This is a genomic window from Pseudomonas sp. PAMC 26793 (assembly GCF_000313235.1).
In the GTDB taxonomy this organism is placed as follows: domain Bacteria; phylum Pseudomonadota; class Gammaproteobacteria; order Pseudomonadales; family Pseudomonadaceae; genus Aquipseudomonas; species Aquipseudomonas yamanorum.
Genome location: NZ_AMXG01000035.1, coordinates 82,503 through 101,515, shown reverse-complemented (window position 1 = coordinate 101,515; position 19,013 = coordinate 82,503). Strand labels below are relative to the sequence as shown.

The 19,013-nt window shown below is 58.0% G+C and carries 12 protein-coding genes; 2 read left to right on the top strand and 10 right to left on the bottom strand.

Going from position 1 to position 19,013, the window contains the following annotated elements:
- The first annotated feature begins 236 nt into the window (after positions 1-236).
- Positions 237-3,959 carry a dermonecrotic toxin domain-containing protein gene (locus D109_RS01000000131930; protein ID WP_152416369.1) on the top strand — a complete coding sequence of 1,241 codons (3,723 nt, stop codon included), beginning with the start codon at positions 237-239 and terminating at the stop codon, positions 3,957-3,959.
- A 127-nt stretch (positions 3,960-4,086) separates the two neighbouring features.
- Here D109_RS01000000131930 and brnQ read toward each other — a convergent pair whose 3' ends face one another.
- The 10 genes from brnQ to sdhC form a co-directional block, all read right to left on the bottom strand.
- Positions 4,087-5,400, bottom strand: coding sequence for a branched-chain amino acid transport system II carrier protein (brnQ, locus tag D109_RS0114480; protein WP_017477532.1), 1,314 nt, complete (start codon positions 5,398-5,400; stop codon positions 4,087-4,089).
- Between the two features lie 417 nt (positions 5,401-5,817).
- Entirely contained in the window at positions 5,818-6,699 is an 882-nt protein-coding gene (sucD, locus tag D109_RS0114475; protein WP_003210566.1) for a succinate--CoA ligase subunit alpha, read from the bottom strand.
- On the bottom strand, positions 6,699-7,865 hold the full coding sequence (gene sucC, locus D109_RS0114470; RefSeq protein ID WP_003210567.1) for an ADP-forming succinate--CoA ligase subunit beta: 1,167 nt from the start codon (positions 7,863-7,865) through the stop codon (positions 6,699-6,701). Before sucC ends, sucD begins: the two co-directional genes overlap by 1 nt.
- Positions 7,866-8,079: 214 nt before the next feature.
- Entirely contained in the window at positions 8,080-9,516 is a 1,437-nt protein-coding gene (gene lpdA / locus D109_RS0114465; protein WP_017477531.1) for a dihydrolipoyl dehydrogenase, read from the bottom strand.
- Between the two features lie 94 nt (positions 9,517-9,610).
- Positions 9,611-10,846 (bottom strand): 2-oxoglutarate dehydrogenase complex dihydrolipoyllysine-residue succinyltransferase, encoded by a 1,236-nt coding sequence (gene odhB, locus D109_RS0114460; protein WP_017477530.1) that lies wholly within the window; start codon positions 10,844-10,846, stop codon positions 9,611-9,613.
- Positions 10,847-10,890: 44 nt separating this feature from the next.
- On the bottom strand, positions 10,891-13,722 hold the full coding sequence (locus D109_RS0114455; protein WP_017477529.1) for a 2-oxoglutarate dehydrogenase E1 component: 2,832 nt from the start codon (positions 13,720-13,722) through the stop codon (positions 10,891-10,893).
- Positions 13,723-13,983: 261 nt separating this feature from the next.
- Complete coding sequence (locus tag D109_RS0114450; RefSeq protein WP_003210571.1) at positions 13,984-14,688, bottom strand: succinate dehydrogenase iron-sulfur subunit; 705 nt, start codon at positions 14,686-14,688, stop codon at positions 13,984-13,986.
- An 11-nt stretch (positions 14,689-14,699) separates the two neighbouring features.
- Entirely contained in the window at positions 14,700-16,475 is a 1,776-nt protein-coding gene (sdhA, locus tag D109_RS0114445) for a succinate dehydrogenase flavoprotein subunit (RefSeq protein WP_003210572.1), read from the bottom strand.
- A gap of 3 nt (positions 16,476-16,478) precedes the next feature.
- On the bottom strand, positions 16,479-16,847 hold the full coding sequence (gene sdhD, locus D109_RS0114440) for a succinate dehydrogenase, hydrophobic membrane anchor protein (protein WP_003210573.1): 369 nt from the start codon (positions 16,845-16,847) through the stop codon (positions 16,479-16,481).
- Positions 16,841-17,215 carry a succinate dehydrogenase, cytochrome b556 subunit gene (gene sdhC, locus D109_RS01000000131925; protein WP_008433998.1) on the bottom strand — a complete coding sequence of 125 codons (375 nt, stop codon included), beginning with the start codon at positions 17,213-17,215 and terminating at the stop codon, positions 16,841-16,843. Before sdhC ends, sdhD begins: the two co-directional genes overlap by 7 nt.
- Positions 17,216-17,578: 363 nt before the next feature.
- Between sdhC and gltA the strand changes: the two genes are divergently transcribed.
- Positions 17,579-18,868, top strand: coding sequence for a citrate synthase (gene gltA / locus D109_RS0114430; RefSeq protein WP_003210575.1), 1,290 nt, complete (start codon positions 17,579-17,581; stop codon positions 18,866-18,868).
- The last annotated feature ends 145 nt before the right edge of the window (positions 18,869-19,013 follow it).

Sequence of the window (19,013 nt, the reverse complement as noted above, 5' to 3'; positions counted from 1 at the left end):
ACTTGAACACCGTGGCTTGAAAAGCCAATGCTGCAAAGAAAGCCCGCCAAGTGCGGGCTTTACTTTGCCTGCTGTTTTTATCAGCGCAGCAAAGTGCAAAAGGTTGGACTAAGCCTCAATTGGCCTGAGGAACCAGCCCCACTCTTTGAATCACTCAATAGACGCCCCGAGGGTACGGAGCTCCGCCATCGATGGAATAAAAGGGAGTGCCATGCTACTTCAGAGATAGAACCCTCATGCTCGCGCCCTCCAAACGCTCCAGCCCGGCATCCACTCCACACTTTGCCCCGCCGCCCACCAACAAACCGACGGCGCCCGCGGGGCCGCCAGCGCGACAAATTACGCAGCCTTATACAGCGGGCTTGAATCACAGTGATTTCGTCACACCCACAGTGCGCGGCATAACGCCGGTCGTCGCGAATACCAACCGCCCCGCCACCGTCACCGCTCAATCCCAATTGATTGATCAGCACCGGAAACTGAACAAACAAATCACTGACCTGCTAAGCCACCAGACGACATTCCATCGATTTATTCAGGTCCAGTTGAAAAAAGCCTTTCCCGAACTTGAATCAATTGATCCGAATTCCATTCACGTCAAAACGTACGGTCAAAAGCCCGGCGCAGAACGCATCCTGACATCTACACAAACGCTGTCCCAGGCACTGTTCGACAAGATCATGGAAGTGAACCTGAACGCGCTCACCGGTTCGCCTGACAAAGAAACTGAGACCGCCTTTTATATTGATGCACCAGACGGTGGTGCTCAGCGTAAGCTCGAACCCCGTTGTTCATTGCTCACGATCGCCCAAAATATTGCGACCCGGCTTCCCACCGCGCTCAGCAGCTATTGGAAAAAACCACCCTCAGGCCCCGGGCCCCAAGCGCCGCGACAAGAGCAGTTGCTGGCCTTGCACCGGCAGATGCTCTCCACCGAGGCGGCGCTGCGCGTTGAAGACGGGACACTTAGCCACCCCGGCAAACAGCTGATCGACGCAGCGTTTCAGTACCCGACACTCGCAGCACGCGAAGGTGCATTTGCATCAGGCAGTCGCCCCGGGGTGTACCCCATCAGGATTGATGACAATACCCCCAATGGAGCCCTGCTAGCCGGCTGCTTCCTTATCACCAGCAAAGACGGATCGTCAGCTGAAGCGCCCTACTCAGCAACGGACATCCGAAATATAGGGCTCGATGCGCCTAACGGGCCCGTTGTGCTTTACACCCCCTGCGACGGTTTCGAGGAGTTCGCGACCCCGGCTGATGCCCGTGAAGCCTTGTTACGCAGGATCAACGGTGATGAGGAGAAAGCAGGCGTACTGCTGAAAAGCTTGCCGCTGTCGGTGCAGCACAGTCGCGACCCGCAATGGGGCGACGACTTGATGCTGGGGTTCGCGCCGGTATCGGGAGACGTGGTGGCCCAGACACTGCCCTTGCTGCTGAAGCGCCAGGCAGATGAGGTCAAGGAAACGCTGCAGTTCGCCTTCACCGCCGAGCCCGGCAAATATGGCACCGGGAATTTGCTGGATCCCGCAATCGCCACGGGCATCAATGACGCCGCCGACCTGTCGCTGCAATTTGATGGCAGCAATGCGATGCTCGCACGCAACGAAAAGCTAATGGAAAAACGCCAGCCACCGTGGCTAAAAGAACTGACTCCGGAGCAGGAAGCCCACTACCGGGAGCTTGAACAGGCGGAACAGGCCAGTTTCTCCCGCCTGCAACCGCTGCTGGAGAAACTTCCCTCCCTTGGAGGTTTTGCAAAAGAACGGCTGGCGCAGGCACTGAAAGACAAATTGCAAAAGCGCCACCCGAAGGAGGACATCGACCCCGACAAACTCATGGTCCGGGTCACGACAGAAAGATCCATAAACCTTCGTCAAATTGTGCTGCCCCGTATCCCCTTGCCGCCTACCACCGAAATGATATCGCTGACCGACCTGGCCCTGAGGAACACCTCGGCCTGGGATTCTGGCGTTTCACTGCTGTCCACCCAAACAATCTGGGAAGCGCACTGGGTCGGCGCCGACGGAAAACGCGTGACACTGGATAAGCAATGGCTTGAGGAGCTGATCAAGCCAGCCGATGTGGGTGGCAACTACCTGAGGCTGCTCGGTGAAAAGCTGGACCCGAGCGTCACATCGGGAGAGGCTGCGGCGTTGCGCAACGCCTGGAAGCACAACCAACAGGCGAGGCTGGCCAAGGACGCTTTTTTGACATCCCTGGATCCGGATGCCTATCTGAACAAGCAAAGAATCGCCGAGCAGTGGATCAACGCAACAATAGCCCATGCCGATCCCACCACATGGCCGGTTGTGAATGGGTCCTCCATCATCTCCCACCGTGTCTCAAGGGATGGAAAACCGGTTCGAGGCATGCTGGTCATCAAGCCGGCCGACCATCCATCGTTGGTGCTATACAGCCCGGACGCCCCCGACGGACGTCCCTTCAGGGAAATAGTCGGCCAGGGCCAACTGAACACTCTGCTGGCCAAACCTGAGTGGCAAACCTATATGGACCAGCGGGTTTCACCTGCAGACAAGTACTCGATTCACGACAAACTCTTCATACACCCGGTCAACATGATCCTGAAGCAGCTGGCAGTCGACCATGAAGCCGGTATCGCGCTCAAACCGATCAAAGGCTCACTCGGCGACCATCTCTACGCGCAAAACGTGGCCTTGGTGGCCGCCAAAGCCGGTGCCCAATTCATCACGAGCGCTGAAGTAGCGGCCCAAAGCACCACCAACCAGCTGATATTTGCCGGTGAGGTGGCAATGTTGGTAATGGACTTGATCCCTGCCACCAAAGGAATTTCCACTGTCAGCAGGCTCTCCAAAGCCGCCTTGAAAGCCTTGCGCGTTCCCGGGCGAAGCTTGCCTAAACTACTCACCCAGCCGGGCCAATGGGGCGCCGTCTATTCGGACTTTTCCATGGCCGCGGCAGGCCTGCCATTGCTTAGAAAAGCACCGTTACGCCCGGTGTTCAGAGCGCCCGCGCGCGTACCTCAACAGCGCTTGGCAATCACTGCCGGCAAAGCTACCGGGCCAAGCCGTCACGTCGCGCCGGTTCCGGGGACGTCTATGTCGGCAGCCCGCCCCTCCAGCCCCCCTACCCCACTGGCAACCCCGGCTCGCCCCGTGCAGACGTTGAACCGTGGAGATCTCGCCGCTCATGCTTTGGATAATCAACTGCTGGCAGGACGCTCCATGCCTACCGCTGGCCCCCAGCAAATCGGAAACAAATGGCTGATTCGTTACACCGATAACTCAGGGATCAGCAAGGTTTACGAGGTAAGCCCGGCGTTTAAATTCGAATCGGGGTATGTAAACGTTATAAACCCACAGACGGGACGACGGGTTGTCACGCTACTGAACAAGGGAAACCACGAGTGGGTACCCACCGGGTTGCCAGGAGGCGTCAAGCTCCCCCAACCGTTAAGGAACCTGCTGCGTCGCCCACCTGTGCCCAAGCCTGTAACGTCGGTGGAAATGGGCATTTCGAAAACCATTCAGGGCGGTAAATCCACGCTGTCCACTCGCGGTCTCTCGGACTGCTCCGCAATCGCTGTTTTGTCAGACTGGAATGGCAAGACCTACGGTACCCGAACGCTGATGCACCTGCAGGGCAGCACCCTCGAAGCCAACTTGAACGGACGCAAGGGTTTTGATGTAGTCAAAGAACTGCAAGCCACATTGAAAAGCGGCGACAAAGTCATCCTGGTGGGCGGGGACCTTTCTCAATCCAGAACCGGCCTGGCGATCACCCTGGGTCAGTCAGACAGCAGCGGCCGGCAACCGCTGTTGGATTTGATCAATACCAACGGCGTGTCCTTCGAAATGGCAGGATCCTCGGGGGTTGATGTTATGGCCGATGGCAGCTTCAAGTTGATGGACGGCGGCATTGGCGTAGTGGATGAAGCGACGATGAAGTGGGTTATTGACTTCGCCCAGGACTAAGGCGAGCAATTGGCGACAGTTTTTGCGCTCGGGGTCTCACGCTGGCGACTTCCAATAATTGCCAATAAAAAATGCCCCGAATCGGTTGATACGGGGCATTTTCGATTACAGCACGTGAACCAAGGCTTTAAGCAATCGCTTCGCTACGTTTGCCCAGCACGCGGTCAACTACCACAGCGACGACCAGGGTCATCACCGAAGGCACCAGCCACGCCAGGCCCTGCTCGCTCAGCGGCAGGTGAGCCAGTTGCGATGGCATCCAGTCCGCCAGGCCAGCGCCCTTCAGTGCGTCAATGCAGCCGAAGATGAAAGACACCAGCATCACCGGGCCGACGATCCGGCCCTGCTCCTGCCAGAAGTCCTTACAGAAGCTCAGGGCCACCAGCACGATGCATGGCGGGTAGATCGCGGTCAGTACCGGAATCGAGAACGCAATCAGCTTGGTCAGGCCCAGGTTGGACACAAACAGCGAGAACACCGCGAGGATCACCACCAGGGTCTTGTAGGACAGCGGCAATACACGGCTGAAGTACTCGGCGCAGGCACAGGTCAGGCCTACAGCGGTCACCAGGCACGCCAGGGAAATCAGCACGGCGAGGAAGCCGCTGCCCAGGGAGCCGAAGGTGTGCTGGACGTACTCGTGCAGCACGGCGGCGCCATTGGCGGCGCCGGCGGCCACTTCATGGCTGCCCGAACCGAGGCGGAACAGGCTGATGTACACCAGCGCCAGGCCCACGCCGGCAATCAGCCCGGCAATGATCGCGTAGCGGGTAATCAGCTTCGGCGACTCAACACCACGGGAGCGAATCGCGTTGACGATCACGATGCCGAACACCAGGGCGCCCAGGGTATCCATGGTCAGGTAACCATTGATAAAGCCTTGGGAGAACGGTGCAGCCACGTATTCAGGAGTGGCAACACCCACATCACCGGCCGGCAAGGCAAAGGCGGCAATGCCCAATACGGCCAGGGCGATGATCTTCAACGGTGCCAGGAAGCGACCAACCGTATCCAGCAGGCGGCCTGGGTACAGGGAGATGAAGAACACCAACAGGAAGTACACCGAGCTGTAGAGGAACAGCGCCAGCGGGCTTTCACCGGTCAGCGGCGCCAGGCCCACTTCAAACGACACGGTCGCGGTTCGCGGGGTAGCGAACAGCGGGCCGACTGCCAGGTAGGCAGCCGCTGCCAGCAAGCCACCGGCGATCTTGCCGATCGGGCTGCTCAACGCGTCCATGCCGCCACCGACCTTGGCCAGGGCGACAACGGTGATCACCGGCAAACCAACGGCGGTGATCAGGAAGCCCAGCGCCGCCATCCAGACATGAGGCCCGGACTGCAAACCGACGATAGGCGGGAAGATGATGTTGCCGGCGCCCACGAACAGGGCAAAGGTCATAAAGCCCAACGCCAGGATGTCCTGGCTTTTCAACACTTTCATTTGAGGAAATACCACACTACTGAATCGGAATTTAGAGAGGGCTTCCCTATGGATGAGGGAAATACTGCCGGTCCTGATGGGGACCGACCGGTCTGGCGCGGGGCTTCCTTTTGGGATGCGTACGCATAAAGAGGCGGCTAGCCTAACGAATTTGCGGGTCAAACGCACTGTTGGGGGGCGAACTGTCCGATAAGCGACATTTTTATGTCGCGTTTTTATATTTAAATTTTGAAATGCGATGGAATGTGGGAGCGGGCATGCTCACGAAGGCAGTCTTTCAGTTGTGAATCTGTTGACTGATACACCGCCTTCGCGAGCAAGCCCGCTCCCACAAGTTGATCTCCACCAACCTTCAGAAAGCACAAAGGCCACCCGAAGGTGGCCTTTGTGGGGTGAAGCGTCAGTTAAGCACGAGGCTTATTTGACAGCCCAACCGGTCAGCTCGGACAAAGCCTTGCCGATGTCTGCCAGCGAACGCACGGTTTTAACGCCTGCGTCTTCCAGGGCAGCAAACTTCTCGTCTGCAGTGCCCTTGCCGCCAGAGATGATTGCGCCAGCATGGCCCATGCGCTTGCCAGCAGGGGCAGTCACACCAGCGATGTAGGAAACAACCGGTTTGGTCACGTGTGCCTTGATGTAGGCAGCCGCTTCTTCTTCAGCCGAACCGCCGATCTCACCGATCATTACGATCGCTTCGGTCTTCGGGTCTTCCTGGAACAGCTTCAGGATGTCGATGAAGTTCGAGCCTGGGATCGGGTCACCGCCGATGCCGACGCAAGTCGACTGACCGAAACCGGCGTCAGTAGTCTGCTTGACAGCTTCGTAAGTCAGGGTACCGGAACGCGAAACGATACCGACTTTACCTGGCAAGTGAATGTGACCTGGCATGATGCCGATCTTGCATTCGCCTGGAGTGATCACGCCAGGGCAGTTAGGGCCGATCAGGACTACGCCCAGCTCGTCGCACTTAACTTTAGCGTCCAGCATGTCCAGGGTAGGAATGCCTTCGGTGATGCAAACGATCAGCTTGATGCCGCCGAAGGCTGCTTCCAGGATGGAGTCCTTGCAGAAAGGAGCTGGAACGTAGATCACGCTGGCGGTGGCGCCAGTGGCAGCTACAGCATCTTTCACGGTGTTGAACACTGGCAGACCCAGGTGCTCGGTGCCGCCTTTACCAGGAGTAACGCCACCGACCATCTTGGTGCCGTATTCGATGGCTTGCTGGGTGTGGAAACTACCTTGGGAACCGGTAATACCCTGGCAGATAACCTTGGTGTCTTTATTGATCAGGACGCTCATTATTTGCCCTCCGCAGCTTTGACAACTTGTTGAGCAGCGTCGGTCAGGCTGGTAGCAGCGATGATGTTCAAACCGCTTTCTGCCAGTACTTTAGCGCCCAGTTCAGCGTTGTTACCTTCAAGGCGCACAACAACCGGGATTTTAACGCCGACTTCTTTCACTGCACCGATGATGCCTTCGGCAATCATGTCGCAACGAACGATGCCGCCGAAGATGTTGACCAATACTGCCGCGACGTTGGAGTCGGACAGGATGATCTTGAACGCTTCGGTAACGCGTTCTTTGGTGGCACCGCCGCCTACGTCGAGGAAGTTGGCTGGTTTGCCGCCATGCAGGTTGACGATGTCCATGGTACCCATGGCCAGGCCAGCACCGTTGACCATGCAACCGATGTTGCCTTCCAGGGCTACGTAGTTCAGTTCGAACTTGGCAGCGTGCGCTTCGCGCGGATCGTCTTGCGACGGATCGTGGAAAGTCTTCAGCTTAGGCTGACGGTACATGGCGTTGGCGTCGATGTTGATCTTGGCGTCGAGGCAATGCAGATCGCCGTCAGCCTTGATCACCAGCGGGTTCACTTCCAGCAGGGCCAGATCGTGATCCTGGAACAGTTTGGCCAGACCTACGAAGATCTTGGCGAACTGGGCAACTTGCTTGCCTTCCAGACCCAACTGGAATGCCAGCTCGCGACCCTGGAATGGCTGAGCGCCAACCAGTGGATCGATAGTGGCTTTCAGAATTTTTTCTGGGGTTTCTTCGGCGATCTTCTCAATGTCCACGCCACCTTCGGTGGAGGCCATGAACACGATGCGACGGCTCGAACGGTCAACGACAGCGCCCAGGTACAGCTCTTTAGCGATATCAGTGCACGATTCAACCAGGATCTTGGTGACTGGCTGGCCATTGGCATCAGTCTGGTAAGTCACCAGACGCTTGCCCAGCCACTGCTGAGCGAAGGCCTTGGCGTCTTCTTTGCTGCGAACCAGCTTAACGCCGCCCGCTTTACCGCGACCACCAGCGTGAACCTGGGCTTTGACAACCCACTCGGTGCCGCCGATTTTGTCGCAAGCTTCTGCTGCTGCTTCCGGGGTGTCTACTGCGTAACCCTTGGATACTGGCAGGCCGTATTCAGCGAACAGCTGCTTACCCTGATACTCGTGAAGATTCATGCTTATTACCGTCTTCGTTAGGTACTGCGCATTCGGCGCTGCGCTCTTTATTGAGTGCCGCGCCACCTGTGACTGCTGCTTGCACAGTCAAACCACCAAAGGCCTGGAGCCTGGGTGGTGAAACTGCGCAAGACTGCGTCCGGCGGATATTCCGCGGTGAGTCTTGCGCACAAGGCTCACGACGGGCAACCGCCGTGGTTTCTTATTATCTCGCTTAGCGCTTCTTCTTGTTGGCGATGTGGATGGCATGGCCATTCACTGCCAACGCGGCTTCGTGCAGCGCTTCAGACAGGGTCGGATGGGAGAAAACCATCATGCCGATGTCTTCGGCGCTGGTGCCGAATTCCATACCGATTGCGCCTTGCTGGACCAGTTCTGCTGCGCCTGGGCCAATCACGTGGACGCCCAATACGCGGTCAGTCTTGGCATCAGCGATGACTTTGACAAAACCACCGGTGTCGTTGGCTGCCATGGCACGGCCAGAAGCGGCAAACGGGAAGGTGCCGACGTTAACTTCAACGCCTTCAGCTTTCAACTGCTGTTCGTTCTTGCCGACCCATGCAATTTCCGGGTGGGTGTAGATAACAGACGGGATCAGGTCGTAGTTCATCTGGGTCTTGTGACCCTTGATGCGCTCAACAACCATGATGCCTTCTTCGGAAGCCTTGTGCGCCAGCATCATGCCGCGAACCACGTCACCAATGGCGTAGACGCCTGGCACGGTGGTAGCGCAGTGATCGTCAACGTGGATGAAGCCACGCTCGTCGATGTTCACGCCGCTGTCGGAAGCCAGCAGATCAGTGGTCACTGGACGGCGACCAACGGCTACGATCAGCTTGTCGAAAGTGATGGTCTTTTCGCCATCCTTGTCGGTGTAGGTCACGACGACTTCTTCACCGTTAACCTTGGAACCGGTAACGCGAGCGCCCAGCTTGATGTCCAGACCTTGTTTGGTCAGGGTTTTCAACGCTTCTTTGGACACTGCGGTGTCGGCAGCCAGCAGGAACGTGTCCAGGGCTTCCAGCACGGTCACTTCGGAACCCAGGCGGGACCAGACCGAACCCAGTTCCAGGCCGATCACGCCAGCGCCGATCACGCCCAGACGCTTTGGAACCGATTGGAATTCCAGGGCGCCGGTCGAATCAACGATCACCTTCTGGTCAACAGGAGCCGGTGGAATGTCGATTGGACGCGAACCTGGAGCCAGGATCACGTTCTCGGCTTCGATGACTTCTACCGAACCGTCAGGCTTGGTGATTTCAACTTTCTTGCCGGCCAGCAGTTTGCCGTGGCCTTGCAGGGAAGTCACGCCGTTGGCCTTGAACAGGGTGGCAACGCCGGAAGTCAGGCCTTTAACGATGTTGGCCTTGCGGCCGACCATTGCTGGCACGTCCATGGTCACGCCAGCGTGGTTGATGCCGTGGATGGCAAAACCGTCTTGGGCTTCGTGGAATTTCCAGGAGCTGTCCAGCAGCGCCTTGGAAGGAATGCAACCAACGTTCAGGCAAGTACCGCCCAGAGCCAGTTTGCCTTCCTTGTCGGTGTATTTTTCGATGCAAGCAGTCGAGAGGCCCAGTTGTGCGGCCTTGATGGCGGCAACGTAGCCGCCAGGGCCTGCGCCAATCACTACAACGTCAAATTTCTGCGACATGAAAAAAAATCCTCTTTAGCTAAAAGCTTCAAGCCGTGAGCCGCACTCCGGACTGCCTTGCGGCAGACCGGCAGTACGGCGCACCGCCGCTTTATCAGATATCCAGCAGCAGACGAGCCGGGTCTTCCAGCAGGTTCTTGATGGTCACCAGGAAAGTCACGGCTTCTTTACCATCGATCAGGCGGTGATCGTACGACAGCGCCAGGTACATCATCGGGCGGATCACCACTTGGCCGTTGATTGCCATAGGACGCTGCAGAATGTTGTGCATGCCCAGGATCGCAGCTTGTGGCGGGTTGACGATCGGAGTCGACATCATCGAACCGAAAGTACCACCGTTGGTGATGGTGAAGGTACCACCGGTCATCTCGTCGATGGTCAGCTTGCCGTCACGGGCTTTCTTGCCGAAGTTGGCGATGCCGCCTTCGATTTCAGCCAGGCTCATCAGTTCGGCGTTACGCAGAACCGGTACCACCAGGCCACGGTCGCTGGAGACGGCAACGCCGACGTCAGCATAACCGTGGTAAACGATGTCGCCGCCGTCGATGGAAGCGTTGACTGCCGGGAAGCGTTTCAGCGCTTCGGTGGCCGCTTTCACGAAGAACGACATAAAGCCCAGGCGCACGCCGTTGTGGGACTTCTCGAACAGATCCTTGTACTTCGAACGCAGCGCCATGACTTCGGTCATGTCGACTTCGTTGAACGTGGTCAGCATCGCCATGTTCGACTGTGCTTCAACCAGGCGCTTGGCCACGGTGGCACGCACGCGAGTCATCGGTACGCGCTTCTCGGTGCGGTCGCCAGCGGCGAACACAGGAGCAGCGGCAGCCGGGGCAGCAGCCTTGGCAGGTGCGGCAGCTGGAGCGTTTTTCTTGGCTTCAACAGCGGCAACTACGTCTTCCTTGGTTACACGGCCGTCTTTGCCGGTGCCCTTGATGGAAGCCAGGTTGATGCCGTTTTCGTCAGCCAGCTGACGTGCAGCCGGTGCAGCGATTGGATCTTCGCCGCCCGCAGCCGGTGCAGCAGCTGGAGCTGCGGCAGCAGCAGCGGCCGGTGCAGGAGCGGCGGCAGCAGGAGCAGCGGCAGCAGCGCCGCCCTCTTCGATCGAGCCCAGAACCTGGTTCGACAGAACGGTAGCGCCTTCTTCGGCAACGATTGCGCCCAGCACGCCGTCAGCTTCAGCCAACACTTCGAGCACGACCTTGTCGGTTTCGATGTCGACGATCAGGTCGTCACGCTTGACGGCCTCGCCTGGTTTCTTGTGCCAGGTGGCAACGGTGCCATCGGCAACCGATTCCGGGAATGACGGGGCTTTGATTTCGATAGCCATTATCTGTGGGTCCTTAAAATTCGGTTTCAGTCAGCGCGAAGGCGTTAAACAGTGAAAGCATCTTGCAGCAGTTTTTCCTGCTGCTCGGCGTGCATCGACGCATAACCACACGCAGGTGCAGCAGAAGCAACACGACCGGCGTACTCCAGGCCCAGGGCCTGTTTGTGGTTGCCGATGCTGCGACGCAGATGATGCTGACTGCTGTACCAAGCGCCCTGGTTCATCGGCTCTTCCTGACACCACACCACGTTGGTGAGGTTGGTGTAAGGCGCGATGGCCTCCATCAGGTCGTCTTCCGGGAACGGGTAAAGCTGCTCGATCCGCACGATGGCGATGTCTTCGCGGCCTTCGGCACGGCGTTTTTCCAGCAAGTCGTAGTAAACCTTGCCGCTGCACAGGATCAGGCGAGTGACCTTGGCCGCGTCCAGGGTGTCGATTTCTGAAATAACGGTCTGGAACGAACCATCCGCCAGATCTTCCAGGGTCGAGATGGCCAATTTATGACGCAACAGCGATTTCGGGGTCAGCACTACCAGCGGCTTGCGCAGCGGGCGGATCACCTGGCGACGCAGCAAGTGGTAGATCTGGGCCGGGGTCGTCGGCACGCACACCTGGATGTTGTGCTCGGCGCACAATTGCAGGTAACGCTCCAGACGGGCCGAGGAGTGCTCCGGCCCCTGACCTTCATAACCGTGTGGCAGCAACATGGTCAGGCCGCACAGACGGCCCCACTTGTGCTCGCCGCTGGTGATGAACTGGTCGATAACCACCTGGGCACCGTTGGCGAAGTCGCCGAACTGGGCTTCCCAGATCACCAGCGCCTGAGGCGTGGTGGTCGAGTAACCGTATTCGAACGCCAGTACGGCTTCTTCGGACAGGAACGAATCGAACAGGTCGAAACGTGGCTGGCCTTCGTACAGGTTCTGCAACGGGATGTAGGTGCCCGCGTCTTTCTGGTTGTGCAACACAGCGTGACGGTGCGAGAACGTACCGCGGCCGATGTCCTGGCCAGTCATGCGAATCGGGTGACCTTCGAACGCCAGGGTCGCGTACGCCATGGTTTCAGCGTAACCCCAGTTGATCGGCAGGCCGCCGGCTTGCATCTTCTGACGGTCTTCGTAGATCTTCGCAACCTGGCGCTGTACGACGAAACCGTCTGGAATTTCCAGCAGCTTGGCCGACAGTTCCTGCAGGGTCTTCAGATCGAACGAGGTGTCGTGACGCGCAGTCCAGGCGTGGCCCAGGTACGGACGCCAGTCGACGAACAGCTCTTTGTTCGGTTCTTTAACCAGGCTTTTCACGACATGCAGGCCGTTGTCCAGCGCGTTGCGGTATTCATCGATCTTCGCCTGAACACGCGCATCGTCCACCACGCCGGCCTTGATCAGGCTATCGGCATACAGCTCACGGGTGGTGCGCTGCTTGGTGATTTGCTGGTACATCAACGGTTGGGTGCCGCTAGGCTCATCCGCTTCGTTGTGACCGCGACGACGGTAGCAGACCAGGTCGATGACCACGTCACGCTTGAACTGCATGCGGTAATCGATGGCCAACTGGGTCACGAACAACACGGCTTCCGGATCATCACCATTCACATGGAGGATCGGCGCCTGGATCATCTTGGCAACGTCGGTCGCGTACTCGGTAGAGCGCGCGTCCAGCGGGTTGCTGATGGTGAAGCCCACCTGGTTGTTGATGACGATGTGAACGGTACCGCCGGTCTTGAAGCCGCGAGTCTGCGACATCTGGAAGGTTTCCAGGACCACACCCTGACCGGCAAATGCCGCGTCACCGTGGATGGAAATCGGCAGGACCTTCTCACCGGTGGAATCGTTACGACGATCCTGGCGAGCACGTACCGACCCCTCGACCACTGGAGAAACGATTTCCAGGTGGGATGGGTTGAACGCCATGGCCAGGTGAACTTCACCGCCGGTGGTCATTACGTTGGACGAGAAGCCCTGGTGGTATTTAACGTCACCGGAGCCCAGCTCGACCTTCTTCTTGCCTTCGAACTCGTCGAACAGCTCGCGCGGGTTCTTGCCGAAGGTGTTGACCAGCACGTTCAAACGGCCACGGTGGGCCATGCCGATCACGATTTCCTTGGTGCCGTAGGAACCGGAACGCTGGATCAGCTCGTCGAGCATCGGGATCAGGCTTTCGCCGCCTTCCAGGCCGAAACGCTTGGTGCCCGGGTATTTGGTACCCAGGTATTTTTCCAGGCCTTCCGCTGCAGTGACGCGCTCGAGCAAGTGGCTCTTGACGTCTGCAGACAGCACCGGGCGACCACGCACGCCTTCAAGACGGTGCTGGAACCAGTGGCGCTGCTCGGAATCGGTGATGTGCGTAAATTCGGCACCGATGGTGCGGCAATATGTCTGCTGCAACGCTTCGTGAATTTCGCGTAGGCTCGCTTCCTCTTTGCCGATGAACAGGTCGCCGGCACGGAAGGTCGTATCAAGATCGGCATTGGTCAAGCCGTAATGATTGATCGACAGGTCTGCAGGTGCAGGACGCTGCCACAGCCCCAGCGGGTCAAGCTGGGCTGCCTGGTGGCCACGCATACGGTAGGCCTGGATCAGTCGCAGTACTTCAACTTGCTTCTTCTCGTGCTCACTGCTCACGCTTGCGGCAGAAACCGGCTGGGCGCGGCGCTGGTTCTTTGCCAGCAGCACGAACTGATCGCGAATTGTTGCGTGCGATACATCGGTGGCAGCGTTGCCGTCTGAAGACAACGTCTGAAATTTGGTGCGCCATTCTTCTGGCACAGCGTTAGGGTCGTGCAGGTAGAGCTCATAAAGCTCTTCCACATAGGCAGCGTTACCACCTGAAAGATAGCCGCTGTTCCACATGCGCTGCATCACGCTTTCTTGCATGCTTGGTCACCCTCGATTTGGGGACACCACCGGCGAAAACACCGAGTTTGCTTGCAAAAGGCCAAGTGCAGCGACCAAAACAAGCCACTTAGGATCACGCTGATAGTTCGGGTACCAACCCGAATGCCCCTGCTTGTCTCATTTCTTCAAAATAAGAGCCGCGTCTTTGTAAGTCGCTGCTCAAGTTAAAACTACGGCGCCGGTTGAAGCCTGCGCCGTAGCATCTACGGGCACAACGGTCCTGCTTTATTACAACGTCGGTTACACGCCGCTTTGCAGCAGCATGCTACGTACGTGACCAATGGCCTTAGTCGGGTTCAGGCCTTTGGGACATACGTTGACGCAGTTCATGATCCCGCGGCAGCGGAATACGCTGAACGGGTCATCCAGCGAAGCCAGACGCTCGGCAGTCTTGGTGTCACGGCTGTCTGCCAGGAAGCGGTACGCTTGCAGCAGGGCAGCTGGGCCCAGGAACTTGTCCGGGTTCCACCAGAAGGACGGGCAGGAAGTCGAGCAGCAAGCGCACAGGATGCACTCGTACAGACCGTCCAGCTTCTCGCGCTCTTCCGGAGTCTGCAGACGCTCGATCGCCGGAGCCGGCGTGTCGTTCTGCAGGAATGGCTTAACCTTCTCGTATTGCTTGTAGAAGATGCTCATATCGACGACCAGGTCACGGATAACCGGCAAACCTGGCAGCGGACGAACAACCAACTTGTTGCCTTTCACCACGGAAGACAGCGGCGTGATGCACGCCAGGCCGTTCTTGCCGTTGATGTTCATGCCGTCGGAGCCGCAAACACCCTCGCGGCAAGAGCGACGATAGGAGAAACCTTCGTCCTGCTCTTTAACCAGGGCCAGCACGTCCAGCACCATCAGGTCTTTACCACCGGTATCGACCTGGAATTCCTGCATGAACGGCGCAGCGTCCTGATCAGGGTTGTAGCGATAAACACTGACTTTCAACATGGCAGCCACCCTTAGTAAGTCCGAATCTTCGGTTCAAACGTCGGAACCGTCTTCGGCGAGAAGTTCACGGCACGCTTGGTTACGCGCTTGTCACCCGGGAAGTACAGGGTGTGGCACAACCAGTTTTCGTCGTCGCGGTCTTCATAGTCTTCACGAGCGTGAGCACCACGGGATTCTTTACGAACCTCGGCGGCGATCGCAGTCGCTTCAGCCACTTCCAGCAGGTTTTGCAGCTCAAGGGCTTCGATTCGAGCAGTGTTGAACGCCTGGCTCTTGTCGTTGATCTTGACGTTGGCGATGCGCGTACGCAGGTCAGCCAGCTGGGCGATACCTTTCTGCATGTATTCGCCGGTACGGAACACACCGAAGTAGTTCTGCATGCAGCTTTGCAGCTCTTTGCGCAGGGAGGCGACGTCTTCGCCATCGGTACGCGAGTTCAGGCCATCCAGGCGTGCCAGGGCAGCGTCGATGTCGGACTGGCGTGGACGAGCGTAATCAACGCCTTCCTTCAGGGTCTGTTCCAGGAACAGGCCGGCGGCGCGACCGAATACCACCAGGTCGAGCAGCGAGTTGCCGCCCAGACGGTTGGCACCGTGAACCGATACGCAAGCCACTTCACCTACCGCGAACAGACCAGGGATGATCTGGTCAACGCCGTCGGCGTCCTGGGTGATCGCCTGGCCATGAATGTTGGTGGCAACGCCGCCCATCATATAGTGGCAAGTTGGAACAACCGGGATCGGCGCAACAGCCGGGTCAACGTGAGCAAAGGTCTTGGACAGCTCCATGATGCCTGGCAGACGGCTGTGCAGAACTTCTTCACCGAGGTGATCAAGCTTCAGCATTACGTGGTCGCCATCGGGACCACAGCCGTTACCGGCGATGATCTCTTTAACCATGGAACGGGCTACAACGTCACGACCGGCGAGGTCTTTGGCGTTCGGAGCATAACGCTCCATGAAGCGCTCGCCGTTCTTGTTGATCAGGTAACCACCTTCACCACGGCAACCTTCTGTAACCAGTACACCGGCACCGGCGATGCCGGTCGGGTGGAACTGCCACATTTCGATGTCTTGTACCGGGACGCCTGCACGCAGGGCCATGCCGATACCGTCACCGGTGTTGATCAGGGCGTTGGTCGTCGAAGAGTAGATGCGGCCTGCACCGCCGGTCGCCAATACGGTGGCGTTAGCCCGCACGTAAGAGGTTTCGCCGGTTTCGATGCAGATAACGATCATGCCTACGAAGGCACCGTCTTCGTTCTTCACCAGGTCGACGCCGTAGTATTCGTTGAGGAATACGGTGCCGGCCTTCAGGTTGGCCTGGTACAGGGTGTGCAACAGCGCGTGACCGGTACGGTCGGCTGCGGCACAGGTACGAGCGGCCTGGCCACCCTTACCGAAGTCTTTCGACTGACCGCCGAACGGACGCTGGTAGATGCGGCCCTGCTCGGTACGGGAGAACGGCAGCCCCATGTGTTCCAGCTCGAAGACCGCTTCCGGGCCTACGGAGCACATGTATTCGATAGCGTCCTGGTCACCGATATAGTCGGAACCCTTGACGGTATCGTACATGTGCCAGCGCCAGTCATCGTTTGGATCGGCGGACGCGATGGCGCAGGTGATGCCACCCTGGGCCGAAACGGTGTGGGAACGGGTCGGGAACACTTTGGTGATCACGGCAGTCTTGTGACCGCCCTGGGCCAGTTGCAGCGCAGCGCGCATGCCGGCACCGCCGCCGCCAATGATGATGGCGTCGAATGAAAGCGTATTAACTGTGTTAGCCATGAATCAGATACCCCAAAGAATCTGCACACCCCAGACGAAGTAAGCGAACATCGCGACGCCGCATACTGCCTGGAAGAGAAACCGTACTGCTGTCGCGGACTTGCCCAGCGCCATCGGCGTCAGGTAGTCGGTCGCGATGGTCCACATGCCAACCCAGGCGTGAGCGCCCAGGGCTACAAGGGCCAGCAGACTGAAGATGCGCATCCCGTTATGAGCGAACAGGCCGTGCCATTGGGCGTAGCCAATGCCAGGGTTCGCCGCGAGGTACCCGATCAGGAAGATGAAATAAGCCGCGAGAACAACCGCAGACACACGTTGCGCCATCCAGTCATAGAGGCCCGAACGCGACAGGTTCGTAACGCTGGTTACCATATCCAAACTCCCGCCAGAACGATCAGCACCACGGAAATGGCGATGACGATTTTCGAGCCCAGCTTGCCGCCTTCCAGCGTCTCACCGATACCCATGTCCATGATCAAGTGGCGAATACCGGCCACCAGGTGATAAAGCAGAGCGGACAGGAGGCCCCAGGCGACGAATTTGGCCAGCGGACTGGTCAAGCATGCCTTCACCTCGGCGTACCCTTCTTCCGAACCCAGGGATTTGCTCAATGCATAAAGCATGATGCCCAGGCCAAGAAACAGGATGATGCCGGATACACGGTGCAGGAACGACGTTACGCCGGTGATGGGGAGTTTGATGGTCCTTAGGTCTAGGTTTACAGGTCGTTGGCTATTCACGGCTTTTTTTCACACTGAAGAGCCCCTAACAATCAGGGCAAAGTTGTTGGGGAGTGCACTGGTCAGGTAACCACCACCCAGGGAGTGCGACCCCCATCAAAACGGGCCCAAAAGCCCCTGGCGGTCGGAGGCCGAGTATAGACAGTTAGGCAACTAATGACAACGCGCACTCCTCACCCTAATAGCGCATTGCGCTGGCGGCATAAAAGGCGTAAACGGCAGGTAATTTCGAGGAAAAAGTACGGTTAAAGCCTTCTGGAGCAAGACTTTAGGCAAATTGACATCTGAATTTATCTCACTATAGTGGTGCGGGCCCTGCGTGGGGGGTCTGTCTGATGATTTGAAGCATAAATAGGAGGCCACATGGCTGACAAAAAAGCGCAGTTGATCATCGAGGGCGCAGCCCCCGTCGAGCTGCCCATTTTAACCGGCACCGTTGGTCCCGATGTTATCGACGTACGGGGCCTGACGGCCACGGGCCGTTTTACATTTGACCCAGGCTTCATGTCGACCGCCTCTTGCGAGTCGAAGATCACCTATATCGACGGTGATAACGGTATCTTGCTGCACCGCGGCTACCCGATCGAACAGCTTGCTGAACAGTCGGACTACCTGGAAACCTGCTACCTGCTGCTCAATGGCGAATTGCCAACAGCCGAGCAAAAGGCCCAGTTTGTCAGCACCGTGAAGAACCACACCATGGTTCACGAGCAGTTGAAGACCTTCTTCAACGGCTTCCGTCGCGACGCCCACCCGATGGCCGTCATGTGCGGCGTAGTCGGCGCCCTGTCGGCCTTCTATCACGACTCCCTGGACATCAATAACCCGCAGCATCGCGAAATCTCCGCGATCCGCCTGGTTGCCAAGATGCCTACCCTGGCCGCAATGGTTTACAAGTACTCCATGGGTCAACCCATGATGTACCCGCGCAACGACCTGACGTACGCGGAAAACTTCCTGCACATGATGTTCAACACCCCGTGCGAGATCAAACCGATCAGCCCGGTGCTGGCCGCCGCGATGGACAAGATCTTCATCCTCCACGCCGACCACGAACAGAACGCCTCGACGTCTACCGTGCGCCTGGCGGGCTCTTCGGGTGCCAACCCGTTCGCCTGTATCGCCGCCGGTATCGCCGCACTCTGGGGCCCTGCCCACGGCGGTGCGAACGAAGCCGTATTGACCATGCTCGATGAAATCGGCGATGTATCCAACATCGACAAGTTCATCGCCAAGGCCAAGGACAAGAACGATCCATTCAAGTTGATGGGCTTCGGTCACCGGGTCTACAAGAACCGCGACCCGCGCGCCACCGTGATGAAGAAGACCTGCGACGAAGTGTTGAAGGAACTGGGGATCAAGAACGATCCGCAACTCGAACTGGCCATGCGCCTGGAAGAGATCGCTCTGACCGACCCGTACTTCATCGAGCGCTCGCTGTACCCGAACGTCGACTTCTACTCGGGGATCATCCTCAAGGCGATCGGCATTCCAACCAGCATGTTCACCGTGATCTTCGCCCTGGCGCGGACCGTGGGCTGGATCTCCCACTGGAAAGAAATGCTCTCCAGCCCGTACAAGATTGGCCGCCCGCGCCAGTTGTACACCGGCTACGAGTCGCGTGATATCACCAAGCTGGAAGACCGCAAGTAAGCTGACCGCTACCTGGCCACACCGAAAACGGCCTCCTTTGATAGGGAGGCCGTTTTTATTTGTGCCGGTTTTGAGAAACAGTTTTGTCGTATTCGTTACCAATAAAGGCAAAAAAAAGCCCCGATCTCACGATAGGGGCTTTTTT